Consider the following 21,005-nt stretch of genomic DNA (forward strand, 5'->3'; position numbering starts at 1 on the left):
TTGAAAATTATAACATTAAACAATTATTATTTTAATCTTTTTCATATAATTAGACTTATGATTAAAGTTAAAGATTTAGTATTTAGATATCCAGAAGCAACTAAAAATGCTTTAGACCATATTAATTTAGAAATTCCAAAGGGACAATATGTTGCAATTTTAGGACATAATGGATCAGGTAAAAGCACCTTTTCAAAAGTTTTAGTAGCTTTATATAAACCTATTTCCGGAAGTATTGAAATTGATGGAATTGAAATTAGTAAAAAAACTTTGAGAGAAATAAGAAAAAAAATCGGCATTATTTTTCAAAATCCTGATAACCAATTTATAGGTGCTAGTGTCGAAGATGATATTGCTTTTGGATTAGAAAACAAAAAAATGAAATCAAGCGAAATGAAAGAAATTATTGATAATTTATCTGAAAAAGTGGGGATGAAAAAATATTTAAGTAAAGAACCACAATTTCTTTCTGGAGGCCAAAAACAAAGAGTGGCTATTGCCTCAGTTTTAGCCCTAGACCCTGAAATTATTATTTTTGATGAAGTAACTTCAATGCTTGATCCGCTTGGTAAAAGAAAAATTTTGGAAATTATTAGAGAAATTCAAAAAACTAGAACTAAAACTTTAATTTCAATTACTCATGATATGGACGAAGCAATTCAAGCTGATTTGTGTATTGTGTTTTCTGGGGGTAAAATTATAGCAAGTGGAAGCCCTAAAGAAATTTTGAAAAATAAAGAAATCATTGAAAAAGCTAAAATAGATTCGCCTTTCATTTACAAATTAAGCGAAGAAATAGAAGGTGTTGAAGCAACTTATAATGAAGAGGAATTAATAAAAGAATTATGCTCATAGAAATTAAAAAATTAAAACATATTTTTAGTCCTAAAACTCCTAATGAGCATATGGCTTTAAATGAAGTAAGTGCGACAATTACAAATGGAGAATTTATTGGTATCATAGGACAAACCGGTTCTGGAAAAACCACATTTATTGAACATTTGAACGCTTTGTTACATCCAACATCTGGAAGAATTAATTGAAAGTATGATTTAGAAAGAAAATTAAATTTTAAACAAAAAAGAATTGCATTAAAAAATTACAAAAACGATTTGATAAAACAAAAATTAAGCAAACAAGAACAAAAAAATAAAATTAAAGAATTTAAATTGTCTTTAAAAAAACCAACTAGAATTAATTTTGATGTTTCATTGCAAAAGAAAATGAAAAAATTTAAATATGCAAAAGACATAAGAGAACAAATTGGAATAGTGTTTCAGTTTGCTGAGTATCAATTATTTGAAGAATCAATTGCAAAAGATATTGCCTTTGGTCCAATTAGTTTTGGAGTTTCAAAAGAAGAAGCTTTAAAAAGAGCGGAAAAATATTTGAATTTAGTTGGTTTAGATAGTTCTTACTTAGATAAATCTCCTTTTGGTTTATCTGGGGGACAAAAAAGAAGAGTCGCACTAGCAGGGATTTTGGCGATGGAACCTGATTTTATTGTTGCAGATGAGCCAACCGCCGGATTAGATCCTGCTGGTGTCGTGGAAATTTTAGAAATTTTTACTAATTTACATAAAATGGGTAAAACTGTAATTATTGTAACTCACGATTTAGATAATGTTTTGGAAGTTACTCAGAGAATTTTAATGTTTAAAGATGGCAAAATTGTCAAAGATGGCAACACTTATGCAGTTTTAAACGATACTAAATTTTTAGAAGCTAATTATATGGAGCCACCTAAATTATTGGCATTTGCAAACAAGTTAAGAGAAAAAAATATTCCAGTTCCTGAAGTTCATACAATCAATGAACTAGCAAAATTTTTAAATGAATATAGATTAAAAAAGAAAGGAGCAAAATAAATGAATACTCCTTTTGGAAGTTATAGCAATAACAATACCTTTGTGCATCGTTTAGATGCTAGATTAAAATTAATTGTAAATATTTTAATTATTATAATGGCTTTCTTTTCTGATTACTTTTTTAGCATGTTTTTAATCATGATTCCAGTAATGACTGCTTATTTAATTGCTACTAAGAGTTTTAAAGCCCTATTAAAAAGTTTTCGAATGCCTTTATTAATTGGAATTTTTATTTTCTTTATTAATGTTTATACAATGAAAATTAATGATCCAAGTATTCAAACTTATGAATATGTGTGACAAAGACAAATTTATTGAGACATTTATAAAGGGATTTATGGCATTTATTATGGCACCATAATTAGAACTGTGGCTTTAATTTTAAGAATTTACACAATGATTTTAGCTACTTCTTTATTAGTTATGACCACTAAACCAGTTTTATTAACTAAAGCAATTGAAGATTTACTTTGACCTTTGAAATTATTATTTATTCCAGTGCATATTATTGCAATGATTATTTCAATTACTTTACGTTTTATTCCAACATTATTGGATGAGGCTCAAAGAATTATTAAAGCTCAAGCAAGTAGAGGAATTGACTTTAGAAATGGAAAAATCAAAGAAAAAGCGCGTTCATTCACTACCTTAATTATTCCTTTATTTGTTATTTCATTTTCTAGAGCAGAAGATTTATCTAATGCAATGGAAACTAGAGGTTATGATCCATATGAAAAACGCACTAGATATCGTTCATTAAAATGAGAATGACAAGATTATTTAATTTTTATTTTGTTTGTTGGACTATTAATTTTTATTATTGTGTCACAAAGTAAGTATGTTCCTGATTTTTTACCAACTTGATATAAAATTACTAAATCAAATTTTTAAAATTAATTAATATTAAAGTTAATTAATATATTATTATTAATAATAAAACTTATTACGAATCTAAGGAGTTAAAATGGCTAAAGCAAAAAACGAAGTAAAAAATTTATTAACTCAAGAAACTTATAAAAAATTTCAAGAAGAACATGATTATTTAGTTCAAGTTGAAAGACCCGCGGTTCAAGCTGCCTTAAAGGAAGCAAGAGCACAAGGTGACCTTTCTGAAAATGCTGAATATGATGCAGCCAGAGATAGACAAGCGGAAATTGAAGGTAGAATTTTACAACTTGAAGATATTTTACAAAATGCTATTGTGCATGATGATTTAAATCAAGATAATCTAAAAAAAGATAGAGCAACTATTGGTTCAATAGTTAAGTATTTAATTGTTGATAAAGGAATTGAAAGAGAAGTAAAAATTCTTGGAACTCATGAAAGTAATCCAATGGAAGGAATTATTTCAAATGAGTCTCCATTAGCGCAGGCATTAATGGAAACTGCAGTAGGCAACGAAGTAGAAGTTGAAGCCCCAAAAAAATACACAATTAAAGTAATTGAAATTAAATAAAACAAAAAAATGAGAAGTAAATTTATTCTTTAAATTTGCTTCCCATTTTTAAATATCAATTTTGAGGAGATTTAAGATGATTATTGGTATCAGTGGAATGATAAGTAGTGGTAAGAGCACTTTAACAGAAAAATTAGTAAACGCCTATCCAAAGGCATTAATGCTTGAAGAATTTAGCGAAGATAATGAAGTTTTCAATACTTTTTTAAAATGATTATATGAAAAAGAACCCAATTTAACAATTGGTTTTCAATCTTATGTGGTTGAAAACCATACAGCAAAATTAAGTGAAATAATTCAAAAATTTAATGATATGAAACTTGACAAAGAAAAAGATTTTATTTTTCTAGATCGTTTCAGTATTGAACATTACATTTTTGCAAATGTAAATCTAATGCCAAAAGGTGAAAAATATTTAAAAGGATATGACGCATTATTTTCACATTTGATCACTAAAGATGAAACACCAGATTTAGCAATCTTTTTAGATATGTCTTTTGAAACTTTCAAAAAACGTTTATTCAGTAGAGGAAGAAAAGTTGAAATTGATAATTGAGAAAATAATCAAGAATATTTTTTAAAATTATTCAATTTATACAAACCTTTATTTTTAAAACAAGCGGAAAAATATGGTTTAAATTACGTCATAATTGATACTGATAATTTAAACGAAGAAGAAGTTTTTGAAAAAACTAAAGAAATAATTAACAATTTTGTGGAACAAAAAGGAAAATCAAAATAATGCTAATTGGTATCAGCGGAATGATAAGTAGTGGCAAAAGCACTTTAGCCAAAGGTTTAGTTAAATATTTTAATAATTCAATTTTATTAGAAGAATTTGAAGAAGATGATCCGATTTTTAATACTTTTTTAAAGTGAATGTATCAAAATGAGCCAAATATCAATATCGCCTTTCAAACATATATTATTGAAAATCTTGAAGCCAAACTACAAAAAACTATAGAAGAAGCAAAAACTAAAAAAATTGATTATATTTTTTTAGATCGTTTTAATTTAGAACACTATATTTTTGCTTTTGTAACTTTAAAAAATAAACCCTTAAAATACTTAAAGGCTTTTGATGCTTTATTTCATGAATTAGTAAATAAAAATGAAAATCCAGATTTAGCGATTTTTCTTGATATAGATTTTGCAACTTTTAAGAAAAGACTTTTTAAAAGAAATCGAAAAAGTGAAATTGTTAATTATGAAAAAAATGAAGCCTATTTTAAGGAATTACATTCATTATATAAATTATTTTATATTAAACTGATGCAACAATATGAAATACCTTATTTTATAATTAATACTAATGGAAAAAATAATGAAGAAGTTTTGGATGAAGCTATTGATTTAATTGAAAATTTTAAGACTAGCAAAAAATCACTTTAATTGTTTTAAAGTGATTTTTTGTTTAAGTTATTTTAATAAATTTTCAACATTGATTTCTTTAACTTGTCCCAATTCTAAGTCATTTAAAATTAAATTATTGAGTTTAATCCTCTTTAATTCAACAACTTTGTAATTTAAAACTTGAAACATTCTTTTAACTTGGTGATATTTACCTTCAGTAATTGTTAATTCAATTAAATTGGAATTAATTATGTACGCTTTCGCTGGTTTTGTAATTTCATTTTTAGCAATTTCCAAACCTTGAGTAAGTTTAATCAAATCAGCAGAATTGAATGATTTATCAAGTGTAGCTAAATAAGTTTTTTCAATATGTTTTTTATTAGACATTAGTAAATGATTTAAATTACCATCATTAGAAATTATTATTAAGCCAGTTGTGTCTTTATCTAATCTACCAAAAGTTTGCAAATTTTTAATGTATTTATATTTTGAAGGAATTAAATCATATATGGTTTGTCCTTCATTTTGATTATGAGAACAAACGACATTTTTCGGTTTATTCATTACCAAATAAAGTTTTTCACATGTAAAAAAGTGTTGATTTTTGATTTCTAAAATATCTTTATTTAAATCAAAATCAACACTTTTATCAATAATTAAATTATTAACTTTTACTTGTGATGTTTTAATTAAATTTTTAGCCTCTGATCGTGAATAAGGACTAAAGTTACTAATAACTTTTTCAATTTTCATATTTATTATTAATCAAAATTACCATCTCATTCGAATTCATAATCATAAATTCTGACAGTATCACCTGGCTGTATATCTAAAGCAATAAGATCATCTCAAACACCCATTTTTTTCAAAATGTTGTTAAATCTTAGAAGATTATCATAAGAAACAATTGGATATTTATCATAAAGATATTGAATTTTTGGACCTGAAATTTCAAAGAAACCAGCAAAAGGTTTTTTAATTTCATAATCATTTTCCAGTTTAATTTCAACAATTTCATCTTTTTGTTCTTCTTCAATTGGTTTTGCTTTATTTTCTTCAATTAAGTTTCATAATTTAGCTTTTAATTCATTTAAATTTTCTCTTTCAAGTGCACTAATTGCAACAATTTCAATTTCAGGAAAAGCATTTTTAAAAGCAATTAAATGTTTTGAAAAAGCAGGCATATCAGATTTATTTGCAATTACTAATTGTGGTTTTTTCTCTAAATTTAAACTGTATGATTTTAATTCATCATTAATAATTTGATAATCTTCGATTGGATTTTTTTCTTCAGACCCAAAATCAATAATGTGAGCAATTACTCTACATCTTTCAATATGTTTTAAGAATTGAATCCCTAATCCTTTACCTAATGAAGCACCTTTAATCAAACCAGGTAAATCAGCAACCGTAAAGGAATGATCGTGAAATTCAACTAATCCAAGTTGAGGAACTAAAGTGGTAAATTCATAATCAGCAATTTTAGCTTTTGCATTTGATAAAGCAGTTAATAAAGTACTTTTTCCAGCACTTGGTTTCCCAACAACTCCAACATCAGACATTACTTTAAGAACAATATTAGCTAAATAAGTTTCACCTTTTGTACCATTTTCTTTAATTCTTGGAGCAGTATTTTTAGGGCTTTTGAACTTAGCGTTTCCACGACCACCAATTCCACCTTTAGCTACTAAATAAGGTTTTGCATCAATAATATCAGCCACTACTCTTTTGCCATCATAAACAATTGTACCCAAAGGAACTTTCACATATGTGTCCTTACCAGCGGCACCATAAAGATTTTTTGGTCCTCCATTAACTCCATCTTCAGCAACTATTTTTTTATTGCCATAAAGTGAAAGTAAAGTATTTTTTCCAGGATCGCCAACAAAATAAATATTACCTCCACGTCCTCCATCGCCACCATCAGGTCCACCTTTATCAACGTGCGCTTCACGTCTAAAAGCAATCATTCCATCACCACCCTTACCGGCTTGTAAAGTAATTTTAATTTCATCTATAAAACGTGCCATATTTACCTCCTTCAAAGTTTAATTTTTATTTTATAACATAAATATATAAAAAAATAGCAAGTTCCTTGCTATTTTAAGCATTCAATTTTTGAATGTAATCTAAAATTGCATAACCTAATCCATGCTCAACAACATGTTTAGTTACATTATTAGCTTTTTCTTTAACTTCATCTTTAGCGTTGTCCATTGCATATGAGTGGAAGAAACGTTTAAACATTGAAAAATCATTTTCACTGTCTCCGATTACCATAACTTCATCAGCAGAATGAGAAGTAAAAACATTTTCTAACATTCATAAAATTGCTCTTCCTTTAGAAGCACCATAAGGAATAATTTCAACATTCATATGGGTTTTAATTACTTTGCAATCTAAATCTTTAAGTAAGTCAATAATTTCATCAACATTTTCTACACTTTCAAAATAAAGTTCAATTTTAGCAATTGGTTCTAAATTTTCTTGATTTGTGTAAAGTTTAAATTGATCAAAATTTTCTGAACGGAAATAAATTTTATTTAAAAATTCTTTATCTTCTTCTCTAAAAATGTAAAAAACTTTTGAAGATCAAGCAGCCGCAGCAATATTTTTAGATTTAAAAATTTTAAAAATTGATTTAACTGTTTCAGCATTTAAATATTCTTCATATAAAAATTTTTCATTTTTATAATCATATATTTGTGAACCTGATGATCCAATTATGTAATCAGCATCAGTTAATTTTGCTAATTTTAACATCCTTGGGCAAATAGGATTACCGGTTGCAATGTTAAAACTTAAATCATTGTTTTTGATTATGTTTAAATTGAAATTTGAAACATAAGCATCTCTAGTGTAAATAGTTCCATCAACATCACTAAAAATGATAGGTTTTTTATTCATTTTACCTCCTTATTTTCAAAAAGCTCTAAAAGCTCCATCTATTATTTTATTTAAAGAAGGCAAAAACAAAAACTTTTTTATTATTTTTTTATACTAAATTTAAAATTAACTCGCAGTTAATTTTTTTGAAAAAACAAGTTCAAACTCATAAACTTGATTATTGACATTTTCCCTAAACACCTTGGGATGAAATTGACCTTTAATTACAATTTTTGCTGTATTATTTTCAATTTTTTTACTAATAATTTCTTTTAATTCTACATTTTCAAAAAATAATTTATTAGGATTATAGTTAAGAACAAAATCATCAAGATTTAAATCATCAATATTTTTAGTTTCAGCTTCAGCAGTCAAAGTTAAATTAATTAGTTGTGAAGCAATACTATTAGAAACAATTTTATAAATATATTGATTATATAAAGAATTAGTTGTGTCAATTAAGTCATTTTCTTTTCCATTTAAGTATGGATCAATAATTTCTAAAATATCATGTGGCACATTGTAACCATTATTAATACCTCTAGTTGCGCCTGAACCAGAATCGAATAATATTCACTTATCGAATTTTAATCCATTATCGAGTAAAGCAGTTCCTTCAGAGTTTAAAACATGGTATGTGGTTAATTCTTCTGATGAAATTTGAGTTTCAAGCGCACGAATGATATGATTTTCACTTACAGTATAAAAAGTTTCTTCATTAGTGTGGGGATTAACAAATTTAACTTTCTTTCCAATTTGAGAAGGGCTTAAATTATTTGTAATTCAAGTCGCATTAACATTTTTACCTGGATGACCTTTGTAATAAATATTGTAATTATCAGCATATTTATTTGCTAAATATGTAACTAAATTTTGATCTTTTTCAAATTCAGTTCCAATAATAATTAATGATTCTTTTTGATTTAATTCATAATCATTTTTTACGATATCTCTCTCTGTTTCTCAATCTAAACCAATGATTTTGCTTCAGTGTGTCATTAATCTTTTTCTATTCCTATCTCTTTGACTAAAAATTAAATCTTTAATTTCTTTATGAGAATCTGCAGGATTGTTGAAAAAAGCAAAAACATTTTTAATATGCATAGTTTGTAGTTGTTCTACATAATTAATTGGAGAAAAATAAGACGCGATATTTGGAAATAAATTAGTAACTAGATACATACTATCTCGACTTAAAAAAGTAGGAAATTCATTTTGATCTTTTGGACTTCCATCAGCATTTAAATAAAGATCATAAACTCTTGGAATTCACTCATTAATTGCATGATAAGCAATTACATTTGAATCTTCAATACCAATTACTGCTAAATTAGGAAATTCAGAAGTTAAAGTAGCGAATCTCGGTTCATTTTTATATAAATCGGAATTAATATACAAGTTAATTTTTTTATTTCCATTTAAATGCACTAGTTTTTTACAATATTCATAAGCTTTAGTATCATTTCATTCATCAAGTGCATAAACTTTTGAACGATTATAATTAGCTTGATTAATAGTGTTTATATAACTAATTAATTCTTGGTTTTCACTGTCAACAACAGGTAAAGATTTTTCATTTTTTAAATAATTTTCAAAATATTCTGAATTAATTTTACTTTGAAATGGAATTGATTTTGTGTAAATAAAATGAGTTTCAGTAGGAATAAGCATTGCTAAACGTACTAAGTTAAAAAATGGTTGAATACCATATGAAGAATAAAAAATATTAATATCTGCTTTTTTACCTAAATCAACAATATTATCTGTTTGATTTAAAGCTGAATTTAAATCATATTGGGCAAATAAATTTTTATCAAAAAAATCTTGTTCAGTCTCTTTAACTTTAATATTTCTTTTTTTATCGATAATTGCAATTGTTGATGAAACGATTGCAGCACTTACTCCAATAGTTCCTAAAGTTAATAAGGTATATTTCAATTCTTTTTTCATAATATTTAAATAATATAAAAAAATAATAAATATAATAATAGTTATGAGTGAAGTGAATAAAAAAATATTTAATTCTAAAATTAGAAAACTAAAAATTTCCAAATTTTTAGATATTTTTAGTTTTCTAATTGCTTGTTTAATTTTAGTTTACTGATTTACAATTAAAAATTTGATTGATTACGATCTTTTTCCAAAGCAAGAATTAATTGATAGAAAAGTTATGTTTGAACCTTTAATTGTAGTGTTTGTCATTTTTTTAATTTTGCAAATTGTTAAATCTATTTTGAATTTATGTACAATAAATACATCGACAACTAAAGAAAAGTTTAAATTATTGATCAAACAATTAATATTACCTGTTATTTTTCAAGTGAAAGTTTTGAATCAATATCGTTTAGAAAAGAAAAAACATTTTGAATTTTGAAACAATAAATTAAAGGCCAATGTTTTTCTTATTTTAAACATTTTAATTTTAGGAATTGCAATCATACTTTTAGATTCATACGTTTATAAGGCATATTTATACAGTGCCTGAAAAGCAATCGGTTGAATTAGAGTTATATTATGATTATTGCCAGTATTTATTATTAGTTTTTGTTTATTAATTGATAGTTGATTTAAATTAAAAATAATTAAAAATGAATTTAAATCAAATGTCAAATGATTCAATATATTTTGACCATTTCAAATAAAAAATTAAGATTCAGTTTTAACTGAATTTTTTTATTAATTAAATTAGAGAAAATTGGCATTAAAAATTTATAATTTTATTAATTATATTTATTTTAAATAAAAATAAGTAAACAAAGGAATCTATGAACAAAATAGAAAATGTTGTAATTTTTGCAGCTGGTAAAGGAGTACGTATGGCTCCTCTAACTCAGTATTTACCTAAACCATTAGTTCAAATTAAAGGTGAACCTTTAATTGAAAGAAATATTAAATTTTTAAGAGAAGTGAATCCTAATTTAGAAATTATCATTGTCGTTGGTTATCATAAAAAACAATTTAATTATTTAAAAACTAAATACAAAAAATTGAAATTAGTAGAAAATGAACTGTATGACACTTCAAATAATATTTCTTCATTAGTTGCATCAAAAAAACATTGAAGTAATACTTTATATGTTGAAGGCGATTTATATTTAGAAAAAAATGAATTTTTCAATATTTTTAAATTAATTGAGCAAGAAAATAAATCAATTGCTTTTGCTCAAAAATTTACTATGAAAAAAGCAGAATGAATTTATAAGACTAATGATCAAGATGAAGTACTTTATCATTATTTAGATAAAAATGCTTATATGAAAAATTCATGAAGCGGAATTTTATTTGTAAATAAAACAACTTCTGATGAAATGAAAAAAGAAATCAATCAATTTTTTGCAGATCCTAAAAATCAGCAAAAATATTTTGAAGAATTTTTATGAACACTTAATAATAAATTTATTTTAAAAGTTTTACCTAATACTAAAATTCATGAATTAGACACTTTTAATGATTTAAAGGAAATGGATTCTAGATATGCTAGTCATTCACATACTTTAATTTTTACTCCTGGTCCAATTAATAATTATCCAGAAGTTAATGAAATTTTAGCAGAAAGTGTTTTACACCATCGTTCTGATTTGTTTAGATTCTATATGGAAGAGACCACAGAGTTAATCAAGGAATTTTTTGAAACTAAAAAAGGAATGCCTTTATTTATTACCGCCAGCGCAACAGGCGCTATGGAATCGGTAGTAGTTAATTTAGTTGATAAAAAAGACAAAGTTTTATTAATTGAGGCTGGTGATTTTGGTAAAAGATTTAAAGTTTTATTTGATCGGTTTAATTCTAAACAAGATTTAACAATTTTAAGTTATGACGAATATCAAACTTTTAATATAGAAGAAATTCGCAAAGTTTTAAAATCAAATACCTTTGATTCAATTTTCATTACCCATCATGAAACTTCAACAGGAGTTTTACATAATATAGAACTATTAAGTCAAAGTATTAAAGAATTAGCTCCAAATTCACTTTATATTGTTGATTCGGTTTCGTCATTTATTCATGAAAAAATTAAGTTCGATGCTTGAGGAATTGATGTAGCATTAGCAACTAGTGGCAAAGGTTTTTGTGTGATGCCTGGTTTAAGTATTGCTGTTTTATCTGAAAGAGCTATGAAAAAAGCTTATTCAACTGATAATTTTAGATTTTATTTTGATTATCGTTTATACGACAAATATTATCGTGATGTGCAATCAACTCCATTTACCCCTGCAAGTGCAATTTTAGTTGCAGTTAATGCCGCTTTAAAAGTGATGAAGAACCAAACTTTAAAAGCAATACGTAAAGAAAGAGCACAAACTTATAATTACATTAAAAAAGAATTATTAAAATTAGGTTTTATCGATAGTATAACTGATGCAGATATTATTCACAATTTATTAGTTTTGAATATGCCAAAAAGTTATGATGCGGAAATTTTAAGAAATACAATCGAATACAAAAATAATATTTATTTTGAATTAGGTAGAGCAGAACGAAGACATTCACAAATTAGAGTAGGATTACCTAATGTAATTGGTATTCCAGAAGCTAAATTATTAGTTAAAGCCATTAAAGAAAATTTATCTCAAGCCAAAATAAATAATGAAGAATAGACAAGAAAACTTAAAAGAATTGCTAAAAGAATTTTTAGCAATTTGCGAAAAACATAATTTAAAATATGTGATGTTTTTTGGCTCTTTATTAGGAGTGATTCGACATCGAGGCTTTATTCCTTGAGATGATGATTTGGATTTATTAATTGATTATGAAACTTATGAATTTTTAATTACTAATTATCCTAATCAAATTAAAAGCACAGAAAATAGCGACAATTTTTTAATGTGTTTGAAATGAACTAATGATTTAAATAATAGTGAAGATGCATTATTTATTGATTTATTTGTGGCAGTGAAAACTAATGAAAAACAAATTAAGAAATATTTAAGTTTTAAAAATAAAATTCATTATTTGAAGGGTTTTACTCAACGTAAATTTTTTAAAATTCAATACGGAATGAAATTTTTAAAAGTTGTTTGTTTCTGAACTAAATTATTTAAAAAATTACAATTTTCGGAAGTTTTAAATTCATTAAATAATATAGAAAAAGAAGATTGTTGATTTGTGCCAACTTGACCTTTTAAAAAGGATGCACAAAAAAATATTTATGATCTAAAAATTGATTTTTTTAACGTAGAAAAACAATTTTTAGATGAAATAGAAGTAAATGTACCTAAAGATTATGAAAAAATTTTAGAACATTATTATGGACAAAATTGACGAATTCCAATTAAAAATGCTATTTCAGAACATTTAGGACTTTATGATATGAAAGTGTTTTGTAAGCAAAATAGGAGCAATCATGAAAAAAATATCTAAAATTAAACTTATTAATTTAGTAGATGCAAAAATTGCTTCTAATCTTTTATTTTGATTAAATCGTGCTTATTTTTAGTGGCGCGATTTTTTATTATTTGGGGAGAATTATATGAAAAAGAATAAATTAATTTTATTATTAAATGTTGCTGGAGTTATACCATTATTTGCTCTGCCTGTTTCTTTAACTACTATTAAAACTAATGTAACTGTTGACAATCAAACTTATGATCAAGAAACAATAATTAGTGATCCTAATATTTATTCAAATCCTAAAACAATTAGTGGTTATTATTATGATCAATTTGGAGACGGCAATTATAATTGAGCTGAACAAGGAAGGTATTTAAATAATGATCATGCTTACTATAATAATGGATGATATAGACTGCTTGATCCAAATTATGAAGGTGCTAAAGGTTTAAATAATCATTTACAAAATAATTATTTATCTAATGGTAATCAATATACTTGAATGACAAATGATGAAAATAAAAATTGATGATCTGGTGTTGGTTATAACAAAGAAACTAATAGCAAAAAATGAAAAATAGCATTTCACATGGATGAATATGCTTCTAATTATGGAAGAACCGCGTTTGGTGCTGGATTTTGAATTTCAAGAGATCAAATTTTAACTGGCCAAATAAAAATTACTTATTTTGTTAAAGGAAAAAATATTTCTTATGAAACAATAGGAAATGACAACTATAGTGCTAAAAAAACTTTTACAATCAATGTCAATGATGGTACTAACTGAGATAGAAATATTGAAATTAATCCATGAGTTGCAAGTGTAGAAAGAATTAATACAGCCGCTCAAGGAGAACCTTTAGTTTATTTTGATGAACCAAAATATGATGCTCAATTAAGCAATATTCAATATTGACCTAATTATATTCACCCTCCTATGGATTGATATTTAAATTTTACAAATAATGGAAATGATATTCAAAGGGTTGAAGAATTTAAAAAATACTGAGGTGGTTACTTAGATAATGAAGGCCGCAAAGTTTCAGTTGCAAATTTATTAATAAACAATCGTTATGGAAGAGATCAAAGAGGAGGAACTGATTCAGGTAAAAAAGAATTTAGAAATCGTGGGCTTTATCAAAAACATTTAAATGAAAGCGATTTTTATAAATCTTTTGATAAATCAATGGGTTCACTTTTTACTTTCTTTATTGACGCGAGAAGAAGATCACCTTGAGAACAAGTTGATGCAATGGCGGTAGTTGAATTTGAAACTAAACCTTATAATGATGTAATGCATAACCAAGGAGATGATTTAAGCGGTGAACAAGTAGGAACAGGTTATGTTTATGCAGATCATGTGACTGGTCCAAATGAATCTACTGAAGAAAATCTTTGAGGTACACCAGAAGCGAAGAATTGACCTTTTTGAAGTTTCATTGGTGGTGGAACATTATGATTTGATGGAGAATATGGAACAGTTTTCCCAGTTTGAGGTAGTTTTACCACTTATAGCGAACGTAAAAGTTCATATTACAAAAAATTTATTACTAAAGAAAAATTATTTTATAAACCAGAGGATGCAACTTTAAAATCAGAAAATGATATTTTACCTAAAACAAAATTAACTTTAGTTGAAGGTGATAGAGTTATTACTGAAGTAGATAAGTCTAAATTTGATGAAATTAAAAATCAAAAATTAACTACTACTCAAAAATTTGCAGAATTTAGTACTTTAAATAATATTAATAGCACTACTAAAATTGAAAATTTAAATAATTTACGTTTAAAAATTGAATTTGCAGATCCAGAAGATAGTAAAAAGTGAAAAATTAAAAACGATTTAATTAAACCTGTGTCACTAGATTCTGCTTATTGAACTTTTGACAATATTCAAATTGAGTTGAGTGATTTAGAAAAATTAAAACGTTATATTGATACTAAAGAACATTTAACTAATTTACAAAAACAAGCTTTGAAAGATAAGATTTTAAGTGCACAAGGTTTTGAAGAATCGACTTCAAATTTTGTAAATAGTGTTGATTATAAAAACTTTAAAAATTTAGTTAATGAATGAGATGCAAAACAAGAAGAAGCTGAAAATAAATACGGATTATTGAAAAATTATGTTTTTAGTTTAAATCAATTACCAAGTGGTATTAGTGAAAAAATGAATTTTGCCCTTGCAGATAAAGAATTAAAAGAAAAAACTAAAAAATTATTAGAGGAAAATAAAAATAAATACTTTTTATCTCCATATAGTGATATTGATCGAAATAATGTTCAAATTTTAGCTTCAGGACCAAGCAATTACAATTTTCAGGATGATTATGATTATGAAAATCGAACTCATATTCATAATTTGCAAGATTATGGGAACGATTTAGATAATTTTATTAAAAATGTAAATGATTTATTGCGTGCTTTTAATGGTGAAGAGAATTTAAATAAATTATTAAATCACATTAATGATTTTGAAATAACTTCATTAAAATATCCGCATAATAATGAAAAATTAAAAAATTTATTAGCTCAAAAAATTCAAAATGATTTAAATCAATACTCAACAATTGACGATTTAATTAATTTTAATGAAAAAAATACTGAACTTAACAATGAATTAAATGAAATATATGCCGATGTAGAAAAACTAGATAATTTAAATAAAGTAATTAATCAAATTTATAAACAATTACCTGATATCACTTCTTCAGTAGTTTATAAAAAAACTAATGATGAAAATTTAAAAAATCTAGATGATGCTTGATTTAATAGCTATTTATCTAATATTTCTAGTGAATATAATTCAATTTTTGATTCAAAAGATAACATTGAGAATTTTACTAATAAATCACTAAATAATTTAAAAACCAACTGAACTGATAAATTGCAAAAATTAAATGGAAACAAAGATTTATTTGATAGCAATATTGATTCATACACTTATTTAAGTGATACAGAAAAAAACATTATTAAAGGTTCAAAACCAACATTAAATAATTTCAATTTTGAAGAAAGTGACAATAATTTTACTTTTAGTAATAATCTTGAAAGTAATGAAGAACGTTTAAATAATTTAATTACTGGAGAAGAAGGTGCATTTGCTCAAGCCAAAAAAGCAGCACTTTTAAAATTAGAATCACTTTCTAATATGGGTGAAGAGAAAAAAGCAGAAATTAGAAATAAAATTAACGAAGCAGAATTATTCAAAGGTTCATATGCAATTAACGGCACAATTTATGAAATTGCTTACGGAAATGATAAAAATATTGCAAATTTAATTGAAGAGCAAAATCGTGACTTAAGTGTAGAAAACGAATTAAAAGAATCAGCTAATGCGCTTGAAAATATTTCAACTGAGCAAGGTGATAAATTAAATAAATATATTGAAAATTCAACTTTTGATGAAGCAAGCAAAAATGAATTTTTAGACCAACTTAATGCTTTAGACGAAAAAATGAAAGCTTTAAATGATGCAATCGCTAATTTAGATCCTGCTTTAGTTAAATCCGCTTTAAGTAATAATCCGGATGACCAAATTAATAAATATAAATATGCCACAGAAAATAAAGCTGATGAATTCAAAAATGCTTTAATTAATGCAAACAATATTAAAGATGGTTTAAATTCAACGATTGATCCCGATGAAATTCAAGCTGCAATCGATAAATTGAATAAAACAGCTAATGCCTTGGATGGTGATAGTTATGAAGCAAGAATAACCAATCTAGAATATCTTTCTGATGAATTAAAAAATAAAATTTTAGCCGACTTAAGAACTAAAAAAACTGACGGCCAAAGATATAGACTTTCTGTAACTGCTAATAAATTAAATGATTTAATTAAGAAATACTTGGATCCAGATACAGGCGATTTTGCACTCTATGAAAAAACAGTAAAAAAAGGTGATTTTTTACCTTATATTGAAGCCAACTATATTGATAGAGGCAATTTTGATGATCTTTATGCAAAAGTTAATGATCAAATTGAAAATAATAAACTTTTATCAAGCCCATCACTTACAGATAATTCAGATTATACTGAATTAATTTTCAAAGAAACTGCTAAAAACATTAAAAATCTTAAAGATGCCTATGATAAATTAGTAATCGATAAGTGAAATAGAGATATGGATAAATATTATGATGAAATTGATTTATATGAAAATCTCAATTCAGCCCAAAAAGATTACTATAAAGAATCAGTTAGACAAAAAGATGCCGATATTCCAAAAATTTTCGAAACAGCAACTATTGTTGATGAAAAAATGAAAGAGTTAAGAAATGCCACTTTAGTTGCTAATTTAATTGTTAAAGAACCTGAATTTAAGGCAATTACAGATAATGAAGCCAAAGCAGATTATCTTGCGAAAGTCGAAAATGCTAATCGAGCAATTAATGGAATTCAAACTGACAATCCAGATTTAATTCCAATTGGTTATTTAGAATCTAATAATGCTTTAAATGCCAGAGAAGTAGATGAAATTAAAGATGCTTTAATTCAAAGTCAAAAAGTAATTGAATTAATTTTACTTAAAAAAGAAATTGATAACTTACCATATTTATCAACTAATGAAAAAACAGTAGCTAAAAATAAATTAAATCCAGATTTAGACGATGAAGCTATTGAAAACATTGTTGATGAAGTTAATTTAGTTAATGACTTTAAAAAACAATTAATTAATGAAATTAATAATATTCCAGCGACTTATTATTCACAAGAAACTAAAAATCAACATATTCAAGAAATTATTAATAAAGATGCTAATTTAGATAGTGAAAATAATATTACTAACATAAGTGAATTTGATGCTATTGTTTTACAAGCAAAAAAAGAAAATGCAAAATTACAAGCCGAAAATGAATTAAAAGATAAATTAAATCCAAAACAATATAACGATTTAATTCAAGCCATTGATAATGCAAGTAATTCTCAAGATTTAGCAAACATTAATAATAAATATCAAGATGTTGCTGAAAAAATGACTAATTTAAAAAATGTTGTGAATTTTGTAGTTAACAATTTAGACGATGCTAAATATCAAGCTTCTAATAATGAGAAGAAAAATAATTTTGATACTAAATTAGATTTAGCTAAAAAATTATTAACTTCAACAACAGATGATGGTTTAAATGATTCACTTAATAATTTAGCTAATTTAAGTGATGATAATACTAATAATAATTCTTTAATTTACACCTATGAATCTTTAGATGGTAATAAAAATGGGCTTAAAGAAATAATAGCAGGTAATGAATTGTTAAACGACAAAGAAAAAAGCGATCTAATTCAACAAATTGATCAAATTCAACCTGATCAAAATGAAACTAGAGAATTAGAACGGATTAAAGATATTTATGACAATTTAGTAGATTCTAAACAAGATGCTATAAATAAAATTAATGCATTAACTAATTTAAATCAAAGTCAAAAAGATGGATTAATTAATGAAGTAAAAACCAAAAATGCTGATAAAAGTGGCGAAATTTTAGAAAAAGCAACTAAATTAGATGAATTAATGAAAGAATTAAAAGCAGAAATTGCCAAAGAACCTGATTTTAGAGACTCTTCAGATTTTGCTAAATTAAATGAAACTGAAGTTGCTAAATATGAGCAAGTTTTAGATGATGCTAAAAAATTACTTAACAATGAAGCTCCAAGTAATCATTTAAATGCAAATTTAGATTATGATCAAACTAAAGAAATTTATGATACTTTGCATAATTTCCAAAATCAAAGAGAAGCTAAAATTCAACAATTGTTAAATGATTTAAGTTCTGAACTTGAAAATTACAATCAAACTGGCAATAATGATAGCTTAAATAAAATTCAAGAAATAATTAAAAATTTAGATAATTTAGCTCATAACACAGAACAAATTAAAGCTACATTAGAAATTATTAAACTAAAAAGTCATTTAAAATGATTATATGGTCAATGACAAAATTCCGACATTAATAATCAACCTAACACTAATTTAGCTAGAGAAGATTTGGATAAAGACTTAGCCAAATCTACTGATTTAATTGCTAATTATGCAACTACAGAAAATAATGAAAATATAAAAAATTTATTAATTTCTATCAAAGATGAATTACTTAATTTAAGCGAAGAAGCGCAAGCAGAAACTCATTTCTACGATGCAATGGCAAATTATCAACTTGATTCATTAAAACAAAATGCACAAATTTTAAATAGCAAAGATAAAGAACAATTTAATATTTTTGCTAAAAATGAAGCGATTCAAAAATTATTTGCTGTTTTAGCAAAAGGTCAAAAAATCGATCAAGATTTAATGAAAGAAGTAACTAAAGTTTCAATTGATGATTTAAATACAATTGAAAAAACTTTATTTAAAGATATTTTGACTAAGAATGCAGATGTTAGAAAGAATCTTAGCTGATTGTGATGATTACTTGGAATTTTAGGAATTGCCTTTATTACTATTTTTATAGTTTTAGTTTTAAAAAAGAAAAAAAATAAAAAATCTGACAAATAATTTAAAAAAACTAAACAACGAAAAAAGTTGTTTAGTTTTTGTTTATTCGCCTAATGAAGCTTTAAATTTTCACGCTCAAGTGTGAGCAAAAAGAATTAATTCATCAATAACGGGTTGAACTAAAATGTTTCATTCTGTTGCATTAGTTTCTAAAAAAGTCAAAATTGTTTTTAAATCAGACACAATTTGACTAAAAACTAGTTTTTCATTTACTTTTGCACTTTCAGCTTCTTTAATTAATGAAAGATCTAAGGCTTCTTTAAAATTACCAATTGCTACGCTATCTAACATTACAATTTTTTCAGCTAAAGTGTCCATTTGTTCAACAACATCATCATAAAATTTATCAAGTTGCTCGTGAATTTCAAAAAAATCTTCACCTTTTAAATTTCAATGAAAGTTTTTAACTTTTAATTGCATTAAAATTAAAGTTGCTTCTAAAGTTTTTAATAATTGAATATTTTTCATGTTTCTCCTTTTTAATTTAACTAATTTAAGATTATATAAACAATAATAAATTTTGTAAAAAAATGACAAACTTGATATTTGTCATTTCTTTATTATTTTTCTTTTTCAATCACAGCTTGCGCAACAGCCATTGATGAAGCTACATCTTTTAAATTTGGAGGCAAAATAATTTTAGTAGCATTGCCATTTGCTAATGTGCCCAATTGTTCAATAGCTTTTAGTTGTAAAATTGATTCATTGATTGGACTTTGATTTAATAATTCTAAAGCAGACTTTTTACCTTCAGCCTCTAACATTAATTGTTCTTTCACAGCTTCAGCTTCTAAAATGATTTTTCTTTTATTAGCTTCAGCCTTTAAAATTAAACTTTCTTTATATCCCTGAGCTTTTAAAATTTCACTTTCCCGAATTCCTTCTGCTTCTAAAATTTGAGCCCGACGATCACGTTCAGCTTGCATTTGTCTAATCATTGCTTCTTGCACTTCTTTTGGAGGCATAATGTTTTGTAATTCGATTCGATTAACTTTAATTCCTCAAGGATCTGAAGCACGATCTAAAATTGCAGTTAATTTTGAATTAATTGTGTCTCTTGAAGTTAATGATTGATCTAATTCTAATTCACCAATTAAATTTCTTAAAGTAGTTGAAGTTAAGTTTCTAATTGCAACAATTGGTTTTTCTGCTCCATAAGCAAACAATTTAGGATCCTGAATTCTTAAATAAACTACAGTATCCACAAGAATTGTGGCATTATCTTTAGTAATTACTTGTTGAGCAGGAAAATCAAAAACTTTTTCTTTAGTATTGTCTTTAATTCTGATTTTATCAATTAAAGGAATGATAAAATTGATACCTTTTTGTAATGTGGTTCGATATTTACCAAATCTTTCAATGATTAAAAAATCTGTTTCCTTAACCACTTTAATTCCCATTGCTAAGAAAATCATGAGTAGAATTAAAAAGAATAAACCTAAAATAAGTCCTATAATAGCGCCATCTGTCATATTCTGCTCCTCCTTCTAATATTTTTAGTTAAATAATTATATAAAAAAATGCTTAAGAAACTTAAGCATTGAGCAAGTGAATATCATTAAATTTAATTGCTTTTTTTCTCGCTTTTTTCTTACTATCAGACTTTTGAGAT

The 21,005-nt window shown here is 25.4% G+C and carries 16 protein-coding genes; 10 read left to right on the forward strand and 6 right to left on the reverse strand.

What is annotated here, in order from left to right; all coding sequences use genetic code 4:
- The first annotated feature begins 57 nt into the window (after positions 1-57).
- The 6 genes from Q346_RS0101990 (at position 58) to Q346_RS0102015 (ending at position 4,716) form a co-directional block, all read left to right on the forward strand.
- A complete protein-coding gene (locus Q346_RS0101990) occupies positions 58-855 on the forward strand; it encodes an energy-coupling factor transporter ATPase (RefSeq protein ID WP_027332843.1) in 798 nt (265 codons plus the stop codon).
- Positions 846-1,868: an energy-coupling factor transporter ATPase gene (locus Q346_RS0101995; protein WP_027332844.1), complete on the forward strand. Its 1,023-nt coding sequence runs from the start codon at positions 846-848 to the stop codon at positions 1,866-1,868. Before Q346_RS0101990 ends, Q346_RS0101995 begins: the two co-directional genes overlap by 10 nt.
- Positions 1,869-2,759, forward strand: coding sequence for an energy-coupling factor transporter transmembrane component T family protein (locus Q346_RS0102000; protein ID WP_027332845.1), 891 nt, complete (start codon positions 1,869-1,871; stop codon positions 2,757-2,759).
- Between the two features lie 73 nt (positions 2,760-2,832).
- Positions 2,833-3,324, forward strand: coding sequence for a transcription elongation factor GreA (greA, locus tag Q346_RS0102005; RefSeq protein WP_027332846.1), 492 nt, complete (start codon positions 2,833-2,835; stop codon positions 3,322-3,324).
- A 76-nt stretch (positions 3,325-3,400) separates the two neighbouring features.
- On the forward strand, positions 3,401-4,066 hold the full coding sequence (locus tag Q346_RS0102010) for a deoxynucleoside kinase (RefSeq protein ID WP_027332847.1): 666 nt from the start codon (positions 3,401-3,403) through the stop codon (positions 4,064-4,066).
- The gene (locus Q346_RS0102015) at positions 4,066-4,716 is read left to right on the forward strand and encodes a deoxynucleoside kinase (RefSeq protein WP_027332848.1); all 651 of its coding nucleotides are present in this window, start codon (positions 4,066-4,068) and stop codon (positions 4,714-4,716) included. Before Q346_RS0102010 ends, Q346_RS0102015 begins: the two co-directional genes overlap by 1 nt.
- Positions 4,717-4,743: 27 nt before the next feature.
- Here the strand turns inward: Q346_RS0102015 and Q346_RS0102020 are convergent, their stop codons facing one another.
- The 4 genes from Q346_RS0102020 to Q346_RS0102035 all read right to left on the reverse strand — a co-directional run bounded on the left by Q346_RS0102020 (position 4,744) and on the right by Q346_RS0102035 (position 9,513).
- A complete protein-coding gene (locus tag Q346_RS0102020) occupies positions 4,744-5,430 on the reverse strand; it encodes a pseudouridine synthase (protein WP_027332849.1) in 687 nt (228 codons plus the stop codon).
- An 8-nt stretch (positions 5,431-5,438) separates the two neighbouring features.
- Positions 5,439-6,707: a GTPase ObgE gene (gene obgE, locus Q346_RS0102025; protein WP_027332850.1), complete on the reverse strand. Its 1,269-nt coding sequence runs from the start codon at positions 6,705-6,707 to the stop codon at positions 5,439-5,441.
- A gap of 73 nt (positions 6,708-6,780) precedes the next feature.
- On the reverse strand, positions 6,781-7,584 hold the full coding sequence (locus tag Q346_RS0102030; protein WP_027332851.1) for a Cof-type HAD-IIB family hydrolase: 804 nt from the start codon (positions 7,582-7,584) through the stop codon (positions 6,781-6,783).
- A gap of 105 nt (positions 7,585-7,689) precedes the next feature.
- Entirely contained in the window at positions 7,690-9,513 is a 1,824-nt protein-coding gene (locus Q346_RS0102035; protein ID WP_155946927.1) for a hypothetical protein, read from the reverse strand.
- Between the two features lie 52 nt (positions 9,514-9,565).
- Here Q346_RS0102035 and Q346_RS0102040 point away from each other — a divergent pair, with 52 nt between their 5' ends.
- The 4 genes from Q346_RS0102040 to Q346_RS0102060 all read left to right on the forward strand — a co-directional run bounded on the left by Q346_RS0102040 (position 9,566) and on the right by Q346_RS0102060 (position 19,393).
- Complete coding sequence (locus Q346_RS0102040) at positions 9,566-10,213, forward strand: hypothetical protein (RefSeq protein ID WP_027332853.1); 648 nt, start codon at positions 9,566-9,568, stop codon at positions 10,211-10,213.
- Positions 10,214-10,328: 115 nt separating this feature from the next.
- Complete coding sequence (locus Q346_RS0102045; protein ID WP_027332854.1) at positions 10,329-12,161, forward strand: aminotransferase class V-fold PLP-dependent enzyme; 1,833 nt, start codon at positions 10,329-10,331, stop codon at positions 12,159-12,161.
- On the forward strand, positions 12,151-12,924 hold the full coding sequence (gene mf1 / locus Q346_RS0102050) for a diacylglycerol cholinephosphotransferase Mf1 (RefSeq protein WP_027332855.1): 774 nt from the start codon (positions 12,151-12,153) through the stop codon (positions 12,922-12,924). The genes Q346_RS0102045 and mf1 overlap by 11 nt, the downstream gene beginning before the upstream one ends.
- A gap of 109 nt (positions 12,925-13,033) precedes the next feature.
- Positions 13,034-19,393 (forward strand): rhoptry family protein, encoded by a 6,360-nt coding sequence (locus Q346_RS0102060; RefSeq protein WP_027332856.1) that lies wholly within the window; start codon positions 13,034-13,036, stop codon positions 19,391-19,393.
- Positions 19,394-19,435: 42 nt separating this feature from the next.
- On the opposite strand, the gene Q346_RS0102065 is transcribed toward Q346_RS0102060, so the two are convergent.
- Positions 19,436-19,861, reverse strand: a complete 426-nt coding sequence (locus tag Q346_RS0102065) for a Dps family protein (RefSeq protein ID WP_027332857.1) — start codon at positions 19,859-19,861, stop codon at positions 19,436-19,438.
- Between the two features lie 92 nt (positions 19,862-19,953).
- Positions 19,954-20,865 carry an SPFH domain-containing protein gene (locus Q346_RS0102070; RefSeq protein ID WP_027332858.1) on the reverse strand — a complete coding sequence of 304 codons (912 nt, stop codon included), beginning with the start codon at positions 20,863-20,865 and terminating at the stop codon, positions 19,954-19,956.
- Positions 20,866-21,005 lie beyond the last annotated feature (140 nt).

The sequence above is a fragment of the Mycoplasmopsis gallinarum DSM 19816 genome, assembly GCF_000621085.1.
Classification (GTDB): domain Bacteria; phylum Bacillota_I; class Bacilli_A; order Mycoplasmatales; family Metamycoplasmataceae; genus Mycoplasmopsis; species Mycoplasmopsis gallinarum.